We start from the raw sequence: 17,821 nt of genomic DNA, 5'->3' as shown, positions 1-17,821 counted from the left end.
GTTTCTGGGAGAAACCCGGTTTCTTTGGAAGCGATCGCCATAAGTTTGTCAAGAGACTGGGAGAAACTCGGTTTTTTGGTTGACTCTCCAGTTCACAGGAGACTTTAAAATCAATGTATAAAATTGTCAAAGGTAAATTTTCGCTATGAAAACCACTCATTTACAAGTGGGGGGGATGAGTTGTGCATCCTGTGCATCCCGCATTGAAATAGTAGTGAATAGACTTGATGGAGTTAATCAATGTCAAGTTAACTTTGGTGCTGAACAAGCTGCTATAGATTATAACCCAGAAGCGGTCAGTTTAGAGGTAATTGAACAAGCGATTTCTGACGCTGGATATACAACCAAACCTTTAGGGGGTTTAGGAAACTTAGAAAAGCCGGGAGAATCCGAGAGTGATGCCGAGGAAAAAGCACTAATTAAGAAGGTGGCATTTTCGGGATTTGTGAGTTTATTCTTGATGATTGGTGGCTTACCAATGATGACAGGTTTAGACATCCATTTTATACCGGGTTGGCTGCATCATCCCTGGCTGCAATTTGTGTTAACTACTCCGGTGATGTTTTGGTGTGGTCAAGGTTGTTTCACGGGTGCAATTAAAGGATTTAAGCAGCGTAACGCTGACATGAATACTCTAACTTCGATTGGTACGGGTGTGGCTTATGTTTACTCGGTGTTTGTGACGTTATTTCCTAATGTTTTGTTGAGTCAGGGATTGAGTCCCGATGTTTTTTATGAGTCGGCGGCGATGATTATTGCGTTGGTTTTAGTGGGGAGATGGTTAGAACATCGCGCCAAAGGGAAAATGTCAGAAGCTATCAAAAAATTAATAGGATTACAGGCAAAAACTGCTCGTGTAGTTCGTAATGGTAAGGAGGAAGATATCGCGATTGAATTGGTGAAGGTTGGGGATATTGTGATAGTTCGTCCGGGGGAAAAAATCCCGGTTGATGGAGAGATAATCGAAGGGCGATCGACTGTAGATGAATCGATGGTGACGGGGGAAAGTGTCCCGGTAGAAAAGCAGATTGGTGATGAAGTGATTGGGGCGACAATTAATAAAACTGGTAGCTTTAAGTTTACGGCTGCACGGGTGGGAGAAGAAACTGTTTTGGCGCAAATTGTGCAGTTAGTAAGACAGGCGCAAGGTGCAAAAGCACCGATTCAAACATTAGCAGATCAGGTAACTAGCTGGTTTGTTCCTGTGGTGATAGCTATAGCGATCGCCACTTTTGTGATCTGGTTTAATTGGACGGGAAATATTACCCTAGCTATAGTGACTACGGTAGGTGTATTAATTATCGCTTGTCCTTGTGCGTTGGGATTAGCGACTCCGACCTCGGTAATGGTTGGGACGGGTTTAGGTGCGGAACATGGTATTTTAATTAAGGGTGGAGACAGCCTAGAATTAGCGCACAAAATCCAGACTATAGTTTTAGATAAAACGGGAACTTTGACGGAAGGTAAACCGAGAGTAATTAATTATATCACTGTGGGAGGAACCACTAATAATCATGAGTTAAAACTGCTGCGGCTGGTGGCGGCGGTGGAAGCCAAATCCGAACATCCTTTGGCTGAAGCGATTGTGGAATATGCGAAATCTCAGGAGGTGGAATTCCCTTTACCGGAAGTAGTGGAATTTGAGGCAATGCCGGGAATGGGTGTACAGGCTAAGGTGTCCGATCGCTTAATTCAAATTGGTACTTCTATATGGATGAGAGAATTGGGCATTGATACGAGTATTTTTCAGGAAAAACAAGGAATTTGGGAGACGGAAGCACAAACGACGGCTTGGATTGCTATTGATGGGGAAATCGAGGGATTATTGGGGATTGCAGATAGTCTAAAACCTGCTTCCGTAGCAGCGGTCAGGGCTTTAAAATCGATGGGATTACAGGTGGTCATGGTAACGGGAGATAATCAGAAAACTGCGGAAGCGATCGCTGAACAGGTAGCTATAGATAGGGTATTTGCACAAGTGCGTCCCGACCAGAAATCAGAGATTATTAAATCCCTGCAACAAGAGAGGCTTAAAAGCTCTCAAAAACGGGCGATTGTGGCAATGGTGGGAGATGGCATTAATGACGCGCCTGCTTTAGCACAAGCTGATGTAGGAATGGCGATCGGGACGGGAACTGATGTAGCGATCGCCGCCGGAGATATTACTTTAATTTCGGGAGATTTACAGGGTATTGTGACGGCGATTAAACTGAGTCGTGCTACCATGAAGAATATCCGCCAAAATCTGTTTTTTGCCTTTTTCTACAATACAGCCAGTATCCCCCTCGCTGCTGGAGTTTTATTCCCGCTAACCAATTGGTTACTTAATCCTATTATAGCCGGGGCGGCGATGGCTATGAGTTCCGTTTCTGTGGTTACCAATGCGTTAAGATTGCAGCGAACTCGGTTATAGAAACAAATCCCAAATCACTAGGTAGATTAATCATGCTTTATGTACCCAGTAAATAGATCCGGAACCAAAATGAAAGTTAGAATAATCAAGAATTCTTTGACGATGTTAATGTTATTAGGTGCGATCGCATTTATTCCCGTGGAAGCGATCGCATCACCGCACCATCATGATCATGGTGGTGGAGAATATGGTAAATTTAGTAAAATCGAACAACCCCTAGGCTTAAAAGTAGGTATCACCCTAGCCGGGATAGGCTTAATTGGGTTAGAGTTGTGGTGGTTTATGTTCAGCGAACCTCCCAGGAAAAAGTCTAGTGATTAGGTTCGCCAAACCGCCATCTGTGAGAAGATATTGGTGAGACTATGTTGATCAATCAACCGTCCCCTGTCAACTCAGATTAATATGAAGCTGAAGTCGTTTTTCATTCTGCTAGGTATCGCCACTGCGACCCTGCTACTGGTAGGGGTGAGTTTCTTCCTGACGCTGTTAGGTGAAACTCCCCTATCATTATTGGGGGCTAAAGCCAAAACCATTCCCACAGCGACAGTATTTGTGCCAAAAAATGCGCCGTTTACAGCATCGTTGTTGGTCAACCCCGACCGCCTGGAAGCCTTCCGCCAGGTATTAGCTGAACCGAAACAAAGACAGCGATCGCATCAGGAATTTAACCGATTTAAAAAGATACTGCTAGGAAATACAGGACTAAATTACCAACGGGACATTAAACCCTGGTTAGGAGAGGAAATAACCCTGTCTCTGATCGCCGCAGATATTGATCGCGATAGTAGTAATGATAAACAACCGGGATATCTTCTTGCCCTCACCAGCCAAAATCCCCAACAGAGTCAGGAATTTCTGGAATTATTTTGGCAACGACAAGCGGTGTCGGGAGTAATGGTAACCTCGGAAACCTATCGAGGGGTAACTATTACTTACCGCCAAAGGGAGTCGGTAGAATTAGCGCCCACATTAGCGACAGCAGTATTAAGCGATCGCTTTATTTTATTTGCTAACTATCCAAAAGTATTGCGGGAAGCCATTAATAATTTCCAGGTATCCACCCTCAACCTAGCCAACTCCGAGAGTTATCAAAAAGCGATCGCCGCTTTAGACTCCAGCCAAATTGGATTAGTATTTTTAAATTTAGGGAATTGGGAATTAACCCCCGATGAAATCAACGCCCTACCCATTCAACCCAGTTTAGCCCTAGGACTGACCCTAAACCCCCAAGGATTATTAGCAGATACAGCCATAATTGCTACCACCAGCGAAGAATTTGAGCCGCCGTTATTGTCGGAACCCCCCACAGCCTTAAAGTATATCAGCGCCAATAGTCCCCTAGTAGTGACCGGACGAGATTTAAAAGATTTGTGGGCGCAAACCTCCGGGACTATCGGGAGTAATGAGACCTTGGGGGGAGTTTTAAGACGCGCGCAGGTTTCCATACAAGAAAGTTGGGGTGTTGATTTACCCGAAGATATTTTTAATTGGGTAACAGAAGAATACGCGCTCGCCTTAGTCCCCCACCCCATAGGCGATCGCAATGATTGGGTATTTGTTGCCAAACGGACTCCTTTAGCCGAAACTGCTATCGAGGCTTTAGACGCGATCGCCACTGAGAGGGGTTACAGTGTCGGGAGTTTTGTATTAGGGGACTATACCCTATGGGCTTGGACACAACTTAAAACTGTTCCGATCAAGTCTAAAAACAAGACCAGCGCCAGAAAACAGATGATTGAGGCGGAACCCAGAGGAGTTCACGCCACCGTTGGGGATTACGAAATTTTTGCCACTTCTGTTGAGGCGATCGATGCTGCAATTCATGGGGTGGAAACTGGAAACATTCTGACTAATCCTGAATTTAGCAATAGTCTCAAGTTACTCTCCGAGAAAAATGATGGCTATTTTTATATTGATTGGGATGTCAGTCGGGACATTTTACGCCAACAAATGCCTTTGCTAAGATTAGTGGAATTATCCGCCCAGCCTTTCTTTAATCATTTGCGATCGCTGACTATCAGCGCCAGAGGTCGCGAAAATGGCGTACAAAAAGCCACGGTTTTCGCCCACCTCCAATAAACTCCTAGTTAGTTGTCTATCCAAAACATCCAGGTTGGGCAATAATAGAAATAACTCCTCACACTTGATGTTAGCGCGTGTATTTAGGAGAGTCATGGAATGAACTGTCGTCTTAATGTAGTCGGACTAAGTGTTGTAACTACCTTGTGTTTATCCTTCGTAGTACAGCCAAAAACCCTTAATGCTTCCGAAACAATTACAGGAGTTATTCTCGCCCAAAATCCTCCGGCTGCTTCTACCTATAGCCCCGGACCTTGGCAACCTGTCGCGCGAATTAATCCACAACAGTCGGTTAACCTAACCCTCGTCAATCAATCTAGTGTCACCCTAGAGTATGGTTTGACTACCACCGAAACCGCCAATTTAGCCAATGGACAAAGGATTAGTTATAACAACATTCCCCTAGACTCCTATTTGGTGATTAACCCCTTAGTTGCTTCTTTGAGTCTGCAATATAACCTAGAAGTTGTTAATAACAACGTCACCCTTACAATTCGACCCAGTGGCGACCAAGCTGGGTTACGCACTGTTAATATTCAATCAACTGGAGGTATTTTTATTTACTAAATTCTGATTTAGTTAGTCACAGGTGCGTCAGTTACAGCCTGTTCAGAAATCATCTGATCACCTCTCAAAGTCCCTCTCCCTCTCTGGGATCCAGATTTAGGGTGAGGGCAATGTATTAAGCGACTGGTGAACAAGCTGTACAGCCTTTGCTGACGCACCCAACCCGTTATTAATAGCTGTCAATTATCCCGTGTTCAAATCGTGAAAATACCTTTGGGATTGACTGATAATAATGGTCGTCTTTGCAATCCTTCTTGGTGTATAATATCATTAGCCGCCAATAAGCCACTACTAACCGCCCTTTCCATTAAACCACAGGGAAAAGGCATTTTTACCCAATCTCCCGCAAATTGGAGATTAGGGACACCAGAATCAGTGCAAGGGCGATCGCTATAACTACCCGGTGGATAGCCAGAAAAGTTCTTTTGATTGACTAATTCTCGATGTAATAGAGTGGCGTTTTGCAGTTCAGGGACGATTTCATATAGTTCTTTTTCAAAGGTGGTTAGCAACGCTGATTGAGTAGGGAAATCCGCTTCTTTATAACAGTATGCGTGCAGTTCTACCACACTTCCTCCCGTTTGTTGATGCCATTGTTGATAAGTTTCTTGAATGCGATGATATAGGGTGATACTATCGGTTAATTTATAACCCGATACCGAGGTAAAATCGCTATGTTCCCAGGGGAAATCTCGGTCAAACCAGAATCGACACACCGCAAAAGGGTCAGCGATCGCCAATTTTTCGATTTGTTGTTGAACCTTCCGGTTAACATCCCCTATAGACAGGGAAAATAAAGATTTAACCCCCGGAACATCAGTAGCAAATATGTAATAGTCTGCTGCTAAACTAATCGTCGATTGTGTAACATATGTAACGGAAAGTTGAGAAGCCGCCATTTTAGAGTAGTGCGAGCTTACCTCCTGTTTTAGCTCCCTATTATCCCCCCTACCTTTGGGGGGTTTGTTGGTTTGAGCAATTAACTGTAGGCGAGTAGTGTCATATTTGAGAACCTTAAATCGGGGTAAATCCTGTTGAGTCGGACCCGAAATCACCCGACCTTGTTGATCATAAATAGCGCCATGACAGGGACAGTAAAAACGTCCATCAGACTCCTGATTCACAGTACAACCTTGGTGAGTACAGGTGAGGGAAATCGCTTCCGTTTTATCGGGGTTAACAGCATAAACTTCATCCGCAGCGCCAAAATATTCCCCAGTGTTTCCTAAACTGACATGACGATTTACCCAAAAAGGTGCTGACCCATGACGGTCTCCGGTGGTGTAGGTGAGGGAGTCAATTTTTCCATCTCGCCATTTCACCTCAGAAACTACCCCTCCGGTGATAATTTTACCCCCTTTGGCAATAATTGCATCGGCTATGGGTTGGACGAGACTGCTACCCATATCTTCGCGGGTCCCGTTAAAGGCTAGTCCTTCTGGGTTCCCGAAAAAGTAGAAATGGAAAAACTGCATTAGTTCTCCGGCGCTAAGAGAATCCGGCGCATTTAGGCTAGACTTAGCGAAGGGGAGAAAGTACAGGTCGTAAAGACCTTGGGGAAATTCTCCCTTTACCCAGTCGCTGACGGAGATCTGATCGAGTCTTTCAAAGCTGTCGGGAATGGCGAAACCACCAATTTCTCGGAAAACTTCCCAGTGTTGGCGTTTGGTGAGGTTAATTCCCCACCGGAGTCGGTTGGGTGATGCGATCGCTAAATCTACTATATTCCAGGGAAAGGCTGAATGATTGGGGCGAAACACTTCCGGCTCATAAGTGTTATTTCTCAGAACTACCGAGTAGAATTTAAGAGATAAAAAATTATCTCTGATGTGGAGTTCCTCAATGATGCGGTTGAGGTTATAATACTGGGGGAAAAACCCGTGGAACCCATGTTCCATCATAAACGTCTGGTTTCCTACCTGAATCGGCCAACTGGCAATTTTGCCACCGAGTTGGGGCGCGCGTTCCAATAAGGTCACTGCAAACCCCCGTTGGCTGAGTTCGTAGGCACAGGCTAAACCTGCTAATCCGGCACCGACTACAACAACTTTTTTAGGGTTGTTTAAAGTATAGGGAAGGGCAATTGAGTCTTTTTGGGCGATCGTAGGTTGGGTTTTTTTGAATCGGGAATAGCCTAGGATTCCACCAGCTATACTGACTCCCAAAATCTTGATAGCTTGTCTGCGAGAAATAGATGGCAAATTTAGTAATTGATGAAATTCAGGCATTGGCAACTAATTAGTTGATTGAGATTAAGATTACCAGTCCCAGTGCTATAATCAGCAGTTGGGGTGGAGTTTAAACGGCTATTTGATAGATCATAACACGCAGTCTAAATTTTAGTCAGTCGGATTTCAAGATTTGCTGATTCTTGTTGTTTAAGTTAAGGGTGTCTCTACAAAAACCATCAAAAGCTATTACTGAAGGTTGATTGATTTCGACCGATAGGATTGTGCTTGATTAACAAAAAGTGAGTTTTTGTATGATAAATAACCCTCCGAAAACTGTGCTGGTTGCTCAAATCTCGAAGCCACAGCAAATGATTTGGAATTTAATCTTGTCTTCTCAAGGTCTATCAGTTTACAACTACCATAAATCATCACATTTAAAGTTCTTTTTGCAGAAAAAAGCTCGAGAAAACCAGCTACCAGATTTATGTATAGTTGATGTCATGTATTTTATCAGGCAAGAAGAAAGCCCCTATGAATTTTGTCGTTGGTGTGATTTAAACTATCCCGAAGTTGAAGTTATTTTAACTCATGAAACCGCCCCAAAAGTATCACAAGCAGAACGTCTTTGGGCTATCAAACAAGGGGCGCAGGATTTATTACCCGGATTTCCCGCCCTACACTTACGGGCAGAAATTATTTTAGGATTACAACGAGTTTTAGAAGTGCTGGATTTACTACCTATTGACCAAATAGAATTAGGTTATGTATTCACCAAAATCCAGAAAATCATGTTTAATTACCATCAGTTAGACAGATTAAATATGGGATAATTCATGATAATTGAAAATAGATGTCAACCCGTAGCGTCAGATAGGGATAATTATCATCAAGGGAGGAAATGGATTTCTGACGCACCATGGCGATCGCTGTGCTGCGTCAGGCCCAAATTTTCCGGTTAGGATTGAGAGAGTCGGCTTCTGACGCACCCTACGCAGTCCGCTGGCTATGGGACTGTGGGACATGGGTTTACAAGCAATAAGGAATATAGACAAAATCTGTAACCAAGAATACAATGGAGGGTGAGACCCCCCATGATAATTGACATGGAACGTATAAATAAATGGAACATAAATGATCCGAAACGCTCCAATGTTCCCCTGTAATTTCTAACTGTGCCGACTAGATGCAATTAACCGGAGTATCGCGAATTGTGAATAACCAGCCCACACAATCTTTTTCATCCCAGGAGGCGGCATCAGTTAGCAATGGCTATAATTGTGGCTATAATTCTATGTATAGTGCAGCAGTTCCAGGGAGATCAGGAGATATACTATTTAATCAACTGATGGCATCAATGCCGACAGCGATCGCTATGGTCGATCGCCAAATGTGCTATGTGGCTATATCCCAGTACTGGCAAGACCAGTATAGTGATAGCCAAATTTCCGACAATTTACTGGGTGTATCCCATTATCAGCTATTTCCGAACTTACCAGATCGTTGGCATGAGAACGCGGAGGCATCTTTAGCAGGAACCTTAGACAGTTGGGAATTAGAAACCTGTCTGAGCCTGAGTGATGGTAGCATAGAATGGGTGAAATGGGTTGTCAGGCCTTGGAAAACGGAAACCGGGGCGATCGCTGGTTTAATCCTGTCCTTAGAAGCCATTACCGCATCAAAACAGTTAAAGGATACCCTACAACTGACCCAATTGGCGATGGATAGGGCGGCGGATGCGGTATTGTGGATTACCCTTGATGGTAGGTTATGCTATGTTAATGACACTGCCTGTAGGTTATTAGGCTATTCCCGGGGGGAATTACTAAAACTGAAAATCTACGATATTGATCCTGACCTATCCCCAACTATCTGGTCTGTCCAGTGCGAGGATATTCGCCATAAAGGTTCGCTGACTTTTGAATCACGCCATAGTTGTCGCCATGGCGTAATTTGTCCCGTGGAAGTCAATGTTAACTATTTAGAGGTTAAACCCTCAGATATTGATATTAAGGTTAATACTGCCATACAAACAGGCGATCGCCATTCTCCCACCTTACCGTTAATCTGTTGGTTTGCCAGAGATATCTCCGAACGTCAAGTGGCTTCCTCAGTCATTACCGAGTCGCGCGACCAACTCGAAGCTGTTTTAAATGCGGTACCAGGGTTAGTGTCTTGGGTAGGTTCAGACCTGAGATATTTAGGGGTTAATCAACACCTAGCTAATGCTTATGGTGTACCGACCCATCAATTCATCGGTAAAGAGGTAGGTTTTCTGCAAACCAGCCCAGAATTTAATGAATTTGTCTATGCTTTTTTTGATAGGAATAACTGGACAAGTTCTCGGGAAATTACTGCTAATGTTAAGGGTGAACCACGCACCTATTTAATTGTAGCTCAAAAATATCATCGGGGCGCGGCGGCGGTATTTGTCGGGTTAGATATTACCGAACGCCGTAATATGGAAATGGCGCTGCGACTAAGTGAGGAACAGGAAACTCGCCGCCGCAACGAGTTAGAAGCGGCTTTAGTACAGTTAAAACGCGCCCAAACCCAATTAGTGCAAACTGAAAAGATGTCTTCTCTGGGACAATTAGTAGCAGGAATTGCTCACGAAATTAATAATCCGGTTAATTTCATTTTTGGTAATCTGGGTCATGGATATAAGTATATTGAGGATCTACTGAGATTGGTAGATTTATATAACGAGTATTATCCAGAAACCCCGGAGGAAATTGAGGAAGAAATTGAGGAAATAGGTCTTGATTTTATCAAGATAGATTTACCCAAAATGTTTGAATCTATGCAGGTGGGGGCGGAACGCATTAGGGACGTGGTGCGATCGCTGCGTGTATTTACCCGTCTAGATGAATCCCAAATGAAGGAGGCGAATATTCATGAAGGCTTGGATAGTACCTTGCTGATTTTGCAAAATCGCCTACAGGCTAAGGGAGGGCGAGGGAGTATTAAATTAGTCAAAGACTATGGATATTTACCGTTAATCGAGTGTTATCCCGGACAATTAAATCAGGTATTTATGAATCTAATCACCTACCATATAGATCGGCTAGAAATGGCGATGGTAGGAGGCGATCGCATGGTTGATCCTACCCTGTCAGTCAGCACTACCATAGTGGAGGAGAAAGACAGAAAAAGGGTAATGATTTCCATAGCTGATAATGGTCCAAGTTTAAGCCCAGATGAATTTCAGCAGGTATTTGAACCATTATTAGCCGCGCCTACTTTTGGTCAAACAACCGCCCTAGGATTGTCTATAGCCCATCACCTAGTAGTTGAAAAGCATGGTGGTGAACTGGCTTGTGTTTCCCAACCCCAAGGCGGCTTGGAGTTCAGAATATATATACCGCTGAAGTCTAACTAGAGAACTTGGTGGGTGTAGGCGTGTTGTTTAACGTTATCTTCCGCGCTAACAATTCGTTCAGAATTAAGTAGGCGTTTGCGTTCGGTGGAAAAGTTCAATTTCTCGAAGGTAGTCCCGACTGAAATATGAGACTTAGCCACCTCACGGCGTTTGTAGGTACGCGCGGCGGCGATGGTACGTTCTCTAAAGTCGTCACAGAGTTGAGTTTCTGGGCTGAAGGCTTCAGGAAGTGTGACAGACTCATCGGTGAGTAAAGTTCCCAGGGTGACAGCAGAGGCGATTTGATAGGAGGTAGGAATACCCTTGATAATCGCTTCTAAGGCGGCTGAGGGGATGGGTTCGGCGATCGTAACCGGTTGGACTTCCCCATCTTCTTTAATAAAGCAGTGGGCTAAACCAATAACAATGTAATCATCACCTGTCAAATCAGGAGCATCGGAAAGTGTAGTTGCAGAAGTCATAGTTATTTGGCGATAAATTTAGCAACAGCTATAGAATATTTTGCCACACAAGTGGCAACGGACAATTGAGGTGAGCTATTGCCTCATGCTATCAGCGATTTGGTGATAACCGTCAGCGATCGCCAACTTGGCGCGTAATAAGCCAATACTAGCCCCAGGACAAATCCATTGTAACGTTTCCGGTGTAAATCTATCCAATAGGACCTGCACACTGCGAACTTGTCTCGACCAGTGAAAAGTTTTAGCAGTTCGTAGGGGGACTGGCTTACCCTTAGCATCAGGTAACAAATGGCGACCGGAAAACAAGATCCCGCCATACTGGGAAGTATAAACACAGGAGGAACCGGGAGAATGTCCAGGAGTCCAAATCACCATAATCTCTGGAGTTAGGGAAAATTCCCTTTCAAAAGATATGACCTCAGCTTCTGGTAACAGATAGGCTTCCTGTTCCTGACACAAAATTTGACAGTCAGTAGCTTTCTGAATTTCCCTAGCTTTACCCATACCGCCGCGATGGGTGATCACTAACCACTTTAGCCCCCCCTGTTGCTGGATAAACTCTTGTTCAGTTTCTGTCCAAGGCGGAGAATCGATCAAGATATTACCTGAGTTTTCTACAATGAAGTAAGCTGTCCCACCCAGAGTATCTCGGTTTGGTGAAAATCCATAAATTGTTTCAAAAATAGGTTTCGGTGGTTTGGTTGTAGACTGCTGCTGGGCCATTACGCTGTTTCCACTGGTGTTCCTATGGGCCATTTTTGAATCTCAACGAGTTATCGGTAAACTATACCAGATCCTTTTTTGTGGTTTCCCTGATTCCCGGTTACGGTGTTCCCTGCGATCAAAATATCATTATGCTTTTATTGCTACTAATTCTAGGACTTGTCACTTATTTGGTTTTGCGTCAAAGTGTCACCCGCATTACCAGGACTCCCGTGTGGATCTTGTGGTTGGTGATGATGGCACCTGCTTTCATCTGGACTGGCTGGGTGATAATTTATGGCAAACAGACCCCGATTCCGGCTTTACTGGTGATTATTCCATTTATTGTCTGTCCTTGTCTATATTGGGTTTTGGTGCATATTGGCCGCCAGTATCCTACCCCAGAAGATGCCGGAAGTGAAACAGATTCTTCTGTCTCAGAAACTACCAAAACTCCAGAACCTGTGTCACCTATCAGCCAGAGTGAGGAGACTAAATTAAGGGCTTGTTTCCCTTGGTCGGTGTTTCCGTTGCATGATGTGGAATATCGACCCCAGGCGGTGATTTGTCGGGGTCAATTGCGATCGCAACCTGATATAGCTTATCAAACCGTAAGAGAGAAAATTGAGGCAAATTTTGGCGATCGCTTTTTGGTAATATTCCAACGAGACTTATCTGATAAACCCCTATTCGCCCTTGTCCCTAATCCCCAACGTCACCCCGACGCTCCTCCCAAATCTGATCAAGACCTGCTGAGTCAGCCTCTGTTAGCCTTGGCGCTAATGGTGATTACTCTGTTTACCACTACTGTCGCGGGAAGCACAATTATGGGAATATCAAATCAGGATTGGCAGGATGATCCTTCCCTATTGTTGACGGGGTTTCCCTATGCTGTCGCTTTAATGGCGATTTTGGGGGTTCATGAGTTATGCCACTACTTGACCGCTAGACACCATCAGATTCAGGTAACCCCTCCCTATTTTATTCCAGTTCCCTTTTTTCTGGGAACTTTTGGCGCTTTTATTCAAACGCGATCGCCATATCCCCACCGCCGCGCTTTATTTGATGTCAGTGTGGCTGGTCCCTGGGCTGGTTTACTGGTGACTATTCCTTTATTATTCTGGGGATTTGCTCATTCGGAAGTCGTCGATATTGTGCCTGATCAGTCGGGAATTTTGACCTTCAATGCCCTCAATCCTAGGTTTTCGATGTTTTTGGCTATCTTGGCAAAACTGGCTTTAGGAGATGCTTTAAGCCGGGATATGGCTATCAGTTTGCACCCGGTGGCGATCGCTGGATATATAGGCTTGGTAGTTTCCGCTTTTAATTTACTCCCTATTGGTCAATTAGATGGAGGCCACATGGTCCATGCTATGTTTGGTCAGCGCCTCAGTCTAATTATTGGTCAAATTACCCGCTTTTTGATGTTATTCGTGGCTTTAATTCAGTCGGAATTTATGATTTTAGCCATCCTGCTATTCTTTTTACCCCTTAATGATGAACCAGCCCTTAATGATGTTAGTGAAGTTGATGATGTCCGAGATATCATCGGATTGATGACTTTAGGCGTTTTACTAACAATTATTTTACCTATGCCTCGCCTATTGGCTCAACTTTTGAATTAACCACCATTCACCACAATTCCTAAAGTTACACCCCATTAAGACAGGTCGAGGGGCCTGGTCATACTGTTCACTATTTGGCTCACCCGATCGCATTACCTAAAATGGTGAGGGCAGATGTCAAGTTTTGTCTGATCATCAAGATGGATGGAAAAAATTAAGAAAACTGACAGCAGGCAGATATGTCATCCGAACAATTCCCGGTGTTCGATGATGCCTAATTTACGGTTGGTGTGATTTGAGAAAGTGGGTAATAAACCCACAATAGTTGCTATACTAAGATGGTTGCTTGGAGTGAAAAAAGATGTTAAAACTAAGTCAATGGAAAGGTTTGCTGGTGGTAGCTACTTGTGCGATCGCTTCTCCGGTATGGTTTGCTAGTCAAGGTATAGCCCAGTCTGGGTCAGTAGTTTATCAAAATATTTCTGAACAATACATGGCTATGAATCACCCCATTGCAGATAGTAGCTGGAAACTCTCATTTTGGAGTCAAGCTGATAGGTTAGTTGATGTGGTTGCTGGTAGTGAAATCACCCTAGCTTTTGACCAAAATGGAATTAGTGGTTCGGCGGGATGTAATCGTTTAATGGCAGGCCATAAAGTCCATGATAATCGCCTAGAAATAAGTGCCGTAGGTAGCACGAGAATGGCTTGCGAAGAAGCCTTAATGAGCCAAGAGTTCCAATTTGTTAAAGCCTTAGAAGGTGTGCAAGAATTTCGGGTCAATGGTGATAATTTAATCATGAATTACCAAAATGATTCGGGGTCGGGTTTTATGGTGTTTAGCAAGTATGATGAACCTAGTGTTAACTCCATGTTAAATAAGCCGTGGCGGTTGTTGTTTTGGACAAAATCTGACTCCATGATTGATTTAGTCGCTGATAGCAAAGTCACCCTAGAGTTTGCCGAAAATAGCATTTCTGGAACTGGTGGCTGTAATCGTTTAATCGGTGGTTATGAGGTCAAAGAACAGCAACTAGAAATTAACACCTTAGCCTCAACTTCCATGGCTTGTGAACCAGAGTTAATGACTCAGGAATCAGAGTTTATTCAGGCTTTAGAAGGCGTGCAAGAGTTTCGGGTAAATGGTAATAATTTGGTGATGACCTTCCAAAACGCATCAGGTTCAGGTATCATGGTATTTGAGCATGATAATTGAGTAAGGATAATTGATAATTAGGCGGTTAATTTGACATCAACCGCCACCAAGAAACCTGGTTGATCTGTTAGCAATTATTTGCCACGGTCAAGTTCTTGGCTGAGTAGGGTCTAAAAATTGGGGACGGGTTGATAAACCCTGTCCCTAGCCCCTAGTCCCCGTTTCAGCAAAATTACGGCTATCCTTACTGCATTATTGCTAGAGTAGCGATAGAGTAGGGATAGGCAAAATACACAAAAGTTTACAAATCTTGGTGGTGTGATGTTCCTCCTGCACGGATCAAAAGCACACCCCAGGGTTAGCTAAGTACAATAGCTGGACGGGAAAAGCACAAATGTTTGAATATTTTTCAGATCAAGCGATCAAGGCCGTGATGCTGTCTCAGGAAGAGGCGCGACGTTTGGGACATAACTTCGTCGGTACTGAACAACTGCTACTGGGTATTATTGGAGAAGGAACCAGTATCGCCGCCAAGGTACTCTCAGACCAAAACCTAAACTTGGATAATACCCGCCGTGAGATAGAATCTATTATTGGGCGCGGTTCTGGTTTTATGCCACCAGAAATTCCGTTTACGCCTCGCGCCAAGAGGGTCTTTGAGTCGGCGATGAAAGAGGCTAGGCAGTTAGGCAATAATTATATTGCGCCAGAACATATATTGCTAGGCCTGTTGCAAGATGAAGAAGGCGTAGCAGCCAAGGTTCTGGAAAACTTCGGTATTGAGCGCCGACAATTGCGGACAGAATTGATTAAAAATTTAGGGGAGGAAGTCCCCGCCTCAGCCGGGGGAAACTCCCGCAGTCAGAGTCGTAAAACGGCGACCCTTGATGAGTTTTCTACTAACTTGACTCAGTTGGCAGCTCAAGGAAAGCTAGATCCTATTGTAGGACGCGATCGCGAAATAGAACGGGTGATTCAAATACTCGGTCGCCGTACCAAAAACAACCCGGTGCTAATTGGTGAACCGGGGGTTGGTAAAACAGCGATCGCAGAAGGACTCGCTCAACGTATTATTAATGGAAATGTGCCGGAACTTCTGGAAAATCGCCAAGTGGTGAGCCTGGAAATGGGAACTCTGGTGGCGGGAACCCGTTTCCGGGGAGAGTTTGAAGAACGACTCAAAAAAATTGTTCAGGAAATTAAGGCTAATGGCAATATTATCCTATTAATTGACGAAATCCATACCCTGGTGGGAGCGGGAGCCATTGAGGGAACTATGGATGCGGCTAATATGCTCAAACCGGCTTTAGCAAGGGGAGAATTGCAGTGTATCGGCGCAACGACTCTGGATGAATACCGGAAGTATATTGAGCGTGATGCCGCCTTAGAACGCCGATTTCAGCCGGTAATGGTGGGAGAACCTAGCGTTGAGGAAACTATCGAGATTCTATTTGGGTTGCGATCGGCTTATGAACAACACCACCGCTTGACTATTTCTGATGAGGCGGTTTTGGCGGCGGCGAAACTATCTCACCGCTATATTAGCGATCGCTTTCTTCCTGATAAGGCGATCGATTTAATTGATGAAGCTGGCTCGCGGGTGAGGGTGATGCACTCTAAGTTACCCCCAGAAGTGCGAGATCTGAAAGTGGAACTGTCCGACATTGTTAAACAAAAAGATGTCGCTGTTCAAGTTCAGGATTTCGATAAGGCTGGAGAATTGCGCGATCGTGAATTGAAATGCAAAGACCAAATTGAAGCCGCTTCCCAAGTGGAAACCAGCATCAAAACTAACTTAATTGTTACCGAAGAAGATATCGCCGATGTCCTCTCAGCCTGGACAGGAATTCCCGTCACTAAAATGACTGAATCTGAGTCCTATAAACTGATGCACATGGAAGATACCCTACATCAGCGCCTGATAGGTCAACATGAGGCTGTGAGCGCCGTTTCCCGCGCTATTCGTCGCGCCAGGGTGGGACTGAAAAACCCCAACCGACCGATCGCCAGCTTTATCTTTTCCGGTCCGACCGGGGTGGGAAAAACCGAACTAACCAAGGCTTTGGCTTATTACTTCTTTGGTTCCATGGAAGCGATGATCCGTTTGGATATGTCGGAGTTTATGGAACGCCACACAGTTTCTAAGCTGATTGGTTCCCCTCCCGGTTTTGTCGGCTATGATGAGGGTGGACAACTGACGGAGGCGGTGCGTCGTCGTCCCTATACGGTGATTCTGTTTGACGAAATCGAAAAGGCTCACCCCGATGTCTTTAATATGCTATTGCAGATTTTGGAGGATGGACGGTTGACTGATGCTAAAGGTCGCACGGTCAGTTTCAAAAATACTCTGATTATCATGACTTCCAATATCGGCTCGAAGGTGATAGAAAAGGGTGGCGGCGGTCTGGGTTTTGAGTTTGAGCAATCACAGGAAGAGGCTCAATATACTCGGATTCGCAATTTGGTTAATGAGGAGTTGAAACAGTATTTCCGACCGGAGTTTATTAACCGTCTCGATGAGATTATTGTTTTCCGTAAGTTGACCAAAGATGAGGTTAAACAGATTGCTGATATCCTGTTGGAGGAAGTGTTTGCTCGCTTGCGGGATAAGGAGATTGTCCTGGAAGTTAGCGATCGCTTTAAAGATCATATTGTTGAGGTGGGATATGATCCTAATTATGGCGCTCGTCCCCTCCGTCGTGCGATTATGAATCTGTTAGAAGATGTCCTAGCGGAAACCATGCTATCCGGTACACTTAAACCGGGTGATCAGGCTTTGGTAGACTTGGATGATGATGGACAGGTAAAAGTTCTCACTGGCGAAGAACGTCTGCGTCGGCTTCCTGAATATGCCACTACTAACGGCTAAGTAGTTGATTTTTGGAGACAAGGAATTATCCCTTGTCTCTAATTTAGCCATGGATTTTACCGGACTTCAATAATGCGATCGTCATCAGATTTACAAATGCGATCGCATTTCTACACAATCTTACAGTTGCTTCCTCCGACTTCCCTATATCCCTTCTTATCTGGGTTTATCTGGGTGTTTCCCATTCTTTCCCTAGACAATTTTACCGATTCACCGTCGCCTAATACTCATCGGTACAGTCCAAGACCTCAACCCCTATAATCTAATTAGGGCAGACATCATCATAGTGATACTAGCATATCAACCTCCAAATAGTCAACATATTAATCCTAAATTTCCACATCTGATTTTAGCCAACCCACTCAAAGGAGGCGACATGGTAACCGAGATTAAAACCACTCCCCAAACCCCAATTATCTACCCCGAAAGCGACGGTCAACCTATGGCAGAAAACACCGA

Annotated in this window: 13 protein-coding genes and 1 pseudogene; 11 read left to right on the top strand and 3 right to left on the bottom strand. The window is 44.4% G+C overall.

Translation table 11 applies throughout. From position 1 onward, the window contains the following. The first annotated feature begins 145 nt into the window (after positions 1-145). The 4 genes from P5683_RS07110 to P5683_RS07095 all read left to right on the top strand — a co-directional run bounded on the left by P5683_RS07110 (position 146) and on the right by P5683_RS07095 (position 5,059). A complete protein-coding gene (locus P5683_RS07110) occupies positions 146-2,413 on the top strand; it encodes a heavy metal translocating P-type ATPase (RefSeq protein ID WP_315640026.1) in 2,268 nt (755 codons plus the stop codon). Positions 2,414-2,482: 69 nt separating this feature from the next. Beyond that, complete coding sequence (locus P5683_RS07105; protein WP_231296416.1) at positions 2,483-2,734, top strand: hypothetical protein; 252 nt, start codon at positions 2,483-2,485, stop codon at positions 2,732-2,734. Positions 2,735-2,815: 81 nt separating this feature from the next. Then, on the top strand, positions 2,816-4,492 hold the full coding sequence (locus P5683_RS07100; protein WP_006620864.1) for a DUF3352 domain-containing protein: 1,677 nt from the start codon (positions 2,816-2,818) through the stop codon (positions 4,490-4,492). Positions 4,493-4,591: 99 nt separating this feature from the next. Continuing rightward, the gene (locus P5683_RS07095) at positions 4,592-5,059 is read left to right on the top strand and encodes a hypothetical protein (RefSeq protein ID WP_006620863.1); all 468 of its coding nucleotides are present in this window, start codon (positions 4,592-4,594) and stop codon (positions 5,057-5,059) included. Positions 5,060-5,253: 194 nt separating this feature from the next. On the opposite strand, the gene P5683_RS07090 is transcribed toward P5683_RS07095, so the two are convergent. Next, positions 5,254-7,287, bottom strand: coding sequence for an FAD-dependent oxidoreductase (locus P5683_RS07090; protein ID WP_006620862.1), 2,034 nt, complete (start codon positions 7,285-7,287; stop codon positions 5,254-5,256). A 254-nt stretch (positions 7,288-7,541) separates the two neighbouring features. Here P5683_RS07090 and P5683_RS07085 point away from each other — a divergent pair, with 254 nt between their 5' ends. Then, a complete protein-coding gene (locus P5683_RS07085) occupies positions 7,542-8,060 on the top strand; it encodes a response regulator (protein ID WP_006668087.1) in 519 nt (172 codons plus the stop codon). Positions 8,061-8,413: 353 nt separating this feature from the next. Then, positions 8,414-10,609 (top strand): PAS domain S-box protein, encoded by a 2,196-nt coding sequence (locus tag P5683_RS07080; RefSeq protein ID WP_396442558.1) that lies wholly within the window; start codon positions 8,414-8,416, stop codon positions 10,607-10,609. Here P5683_RS07080 and P5683_RS07075 read toward each other — a convergent pair. After that, positions 10,606-11,070, bottom strand: a complete 465-nt coding sequence (locus P5683_RS07075; protein WP_006620858.1) for a hypothetical protein — start codon at positions 11,068-11,070, stop codon at positions 10,606-10,608. The two genes, P5683_RS07080 and P5683_RS07075, sit on opposite strands and share 4 nt — an antisense overlap. 75 nt (positions 11,071-11,145) lie before the next feature. Then, the gene (locus P5683_RS07070) at positions 11,146-11,793 is read right to left on the bottom strand and encodes a hypothetical protein (protein ID WP_006620857.1); all 648 of its coding nucleotides are present in this window, start codon (positions 11,791-11,793) and stop codon (positions 11,146-11,148) included. 80 nt (positions 11,794-11,873) lie between these two features. Here P5683_RS07070 and P5683_RS07065 point away from each other — a divergent pair, with 80 nt between their 5' ends. The 5 genes and pseudogenes from P5683_RS07065 to P5683_RS07045 form a co-directional block, all read left to right on the top strand. Then, the gene (locus P5683_RS07065; protein ID WP_006620856.1) at positions 11,874-13,397 is read left to right on the top strand and encodes a site-2 protease family protein; all 1,524 of its coding nucleotides are present in this window, start codon (positions 11,874-11,876) and stop codon (positions 13,395-13,397) included. A 301-nt stretch (positions 13,398-13,698) separates the two neighbouring features. Then, complete coding sequence (locus P5683_RS07060) at positions 13,699-14,553, top strand: META domain-containing protein (protein ID WP_006620855.1); 855 nt, start codon at positions 13,699-13,701, stop codon at positions 14,551-14,553. A 334-nt stretch (positions 14,554-14,887) separates the two neighbouring features. After that, positions 14,888-17,362 carry an ATP-dependent Clp protease ATP-binding subunit gene (locus tag P5683_RS07055; RefSeq protein ID WP_046320955.1) on the top strand — a complete coding sequence of 825 codons (2,475 nt, stop codon included), beginning with the start codon at positions 14,888-14,890 and terminating at the stop codon, positions 17,360-17,362. A 72-nt stretch (positions 17,363-17,434) separates the two neighbouring features. Continuing rightward, the gene (locus P5683_RS07050) at positions 17,435-17,623 is read left to right on the top strand and encodes a hypothetical protein (RefSeq protein WP_146743423.1); all 189 of its coding nucleotides are present in this window, start codon (positions 17,435-17,437) and stop codon (positions 17,621-17,623) included. A gap of 82 nt (positions 17,624-17,705) precedes the next feature. After that, positions 17,706-17,821, top strand: a pseudogene (locus tag P5683_RS07045) (Uma2 family endonuclease); the annotation flags it as partial.

Origin of the sequence: Limnospira sp. PMC 1279.21, assembly GCF_032349615.1 — a bacterium.
GTDB lineage: Bacteria > Cyanobacteriota > Cyanobacteriia > Cyanobacteriales > Microcoleaceae > Limnospira > Limnospira fusiformis.
Note: the sequence above shows the minus strand (reverse complement) of the source record. Positions and strands in the feature narration are given on the sequence as shown.

Excerpts from the sequence above, each read along its gene's own strand:
- P5683_RS07070 (WP_006620857.1), bottom strand. The coding sequence starts at position 11,793 with ATGGCCCAGCAGCAGTCTACAACCAAACCACCGAAACCTATTTTTGAA.
- P5683_RS07085 (WP_006668087.1), top strand. The coding sequence starts at position 7,542 with ATGATAAATAACCCTCCGAAAACTGTGCTGGTTGCTCAAATCTCGAAG.
- P5683_RS07100 (WP_006620864.1), top strand. The coding sequence starts at position 2,816 with ATGAAGCTGAAGTCGTTTTTCATTCTGCTAGGTATCGCCACTGCGACC.
- P5683_RS07105 (WP_231296416.1), top strand. The coding sequence starts at position 2,483 with ATGAAAGTTAGAATAATCAAGAATTCTTTGACGATGTTAATGTTATTA.
- P5683_RS07050 (WP_146743423.1), top strand. The coding sequence starts at position 17,435 with ATGCGATCGTCATCAGATTTACAAATGCGATCGCATTTCTACACAATC.
- P5683_RS07055 (WP_046320955.1), top strand. The coding sequence starts at position 14,888 with ATGTTTGAATATTTTTCAGATCAAGCGATCAAGGCCGTGATGCTGTCT.
- P5683_RS07090 (WP_006620862.1), bottom strand. The coding sequence starts at position 7,287 with ATGCCTGAATTTCATCAATTACTAAATTTGCCATCTATTTCTCGCAGA.
- P5683_RS07080 (WP_396442558.1), top strand. The coding sequence starts at position 8,414 with ATGCAATTAACCGGAGTATCGCGAATTGTGAATAACCAGCCCACACAA.
- P5683_RS07060 (WP_006620855.1), top strand. The coding sequence starts at position 13,699 with ATGTTAAAACTAAGTCAATGGAAAGGTTTGCTGGTGGTAGCTACTTGT.
- P5683_RS07110 (WP_315640026.1), top strand. The coding sequence starts at position 146 with ATGAAAACCACTCATTTACAAGTGGGGGGGATGAGTTGTGCATCCTGT.
- P5683_RS07075 (WP_006620858.1), bottom strand. The coding sequence starts at position 11,070 with ATGACTTCTGCAACTACACTTTCCGATGCTCCTGATTTGACAGGTGAT.
- P5683_RS07095 (WP_006620863.1), top strand. The coding sequence starts at position 4,592 with ATGAACTGTCGTCTTAATGTAGTCGGACTAAGTGTTGTAACTACCTTG.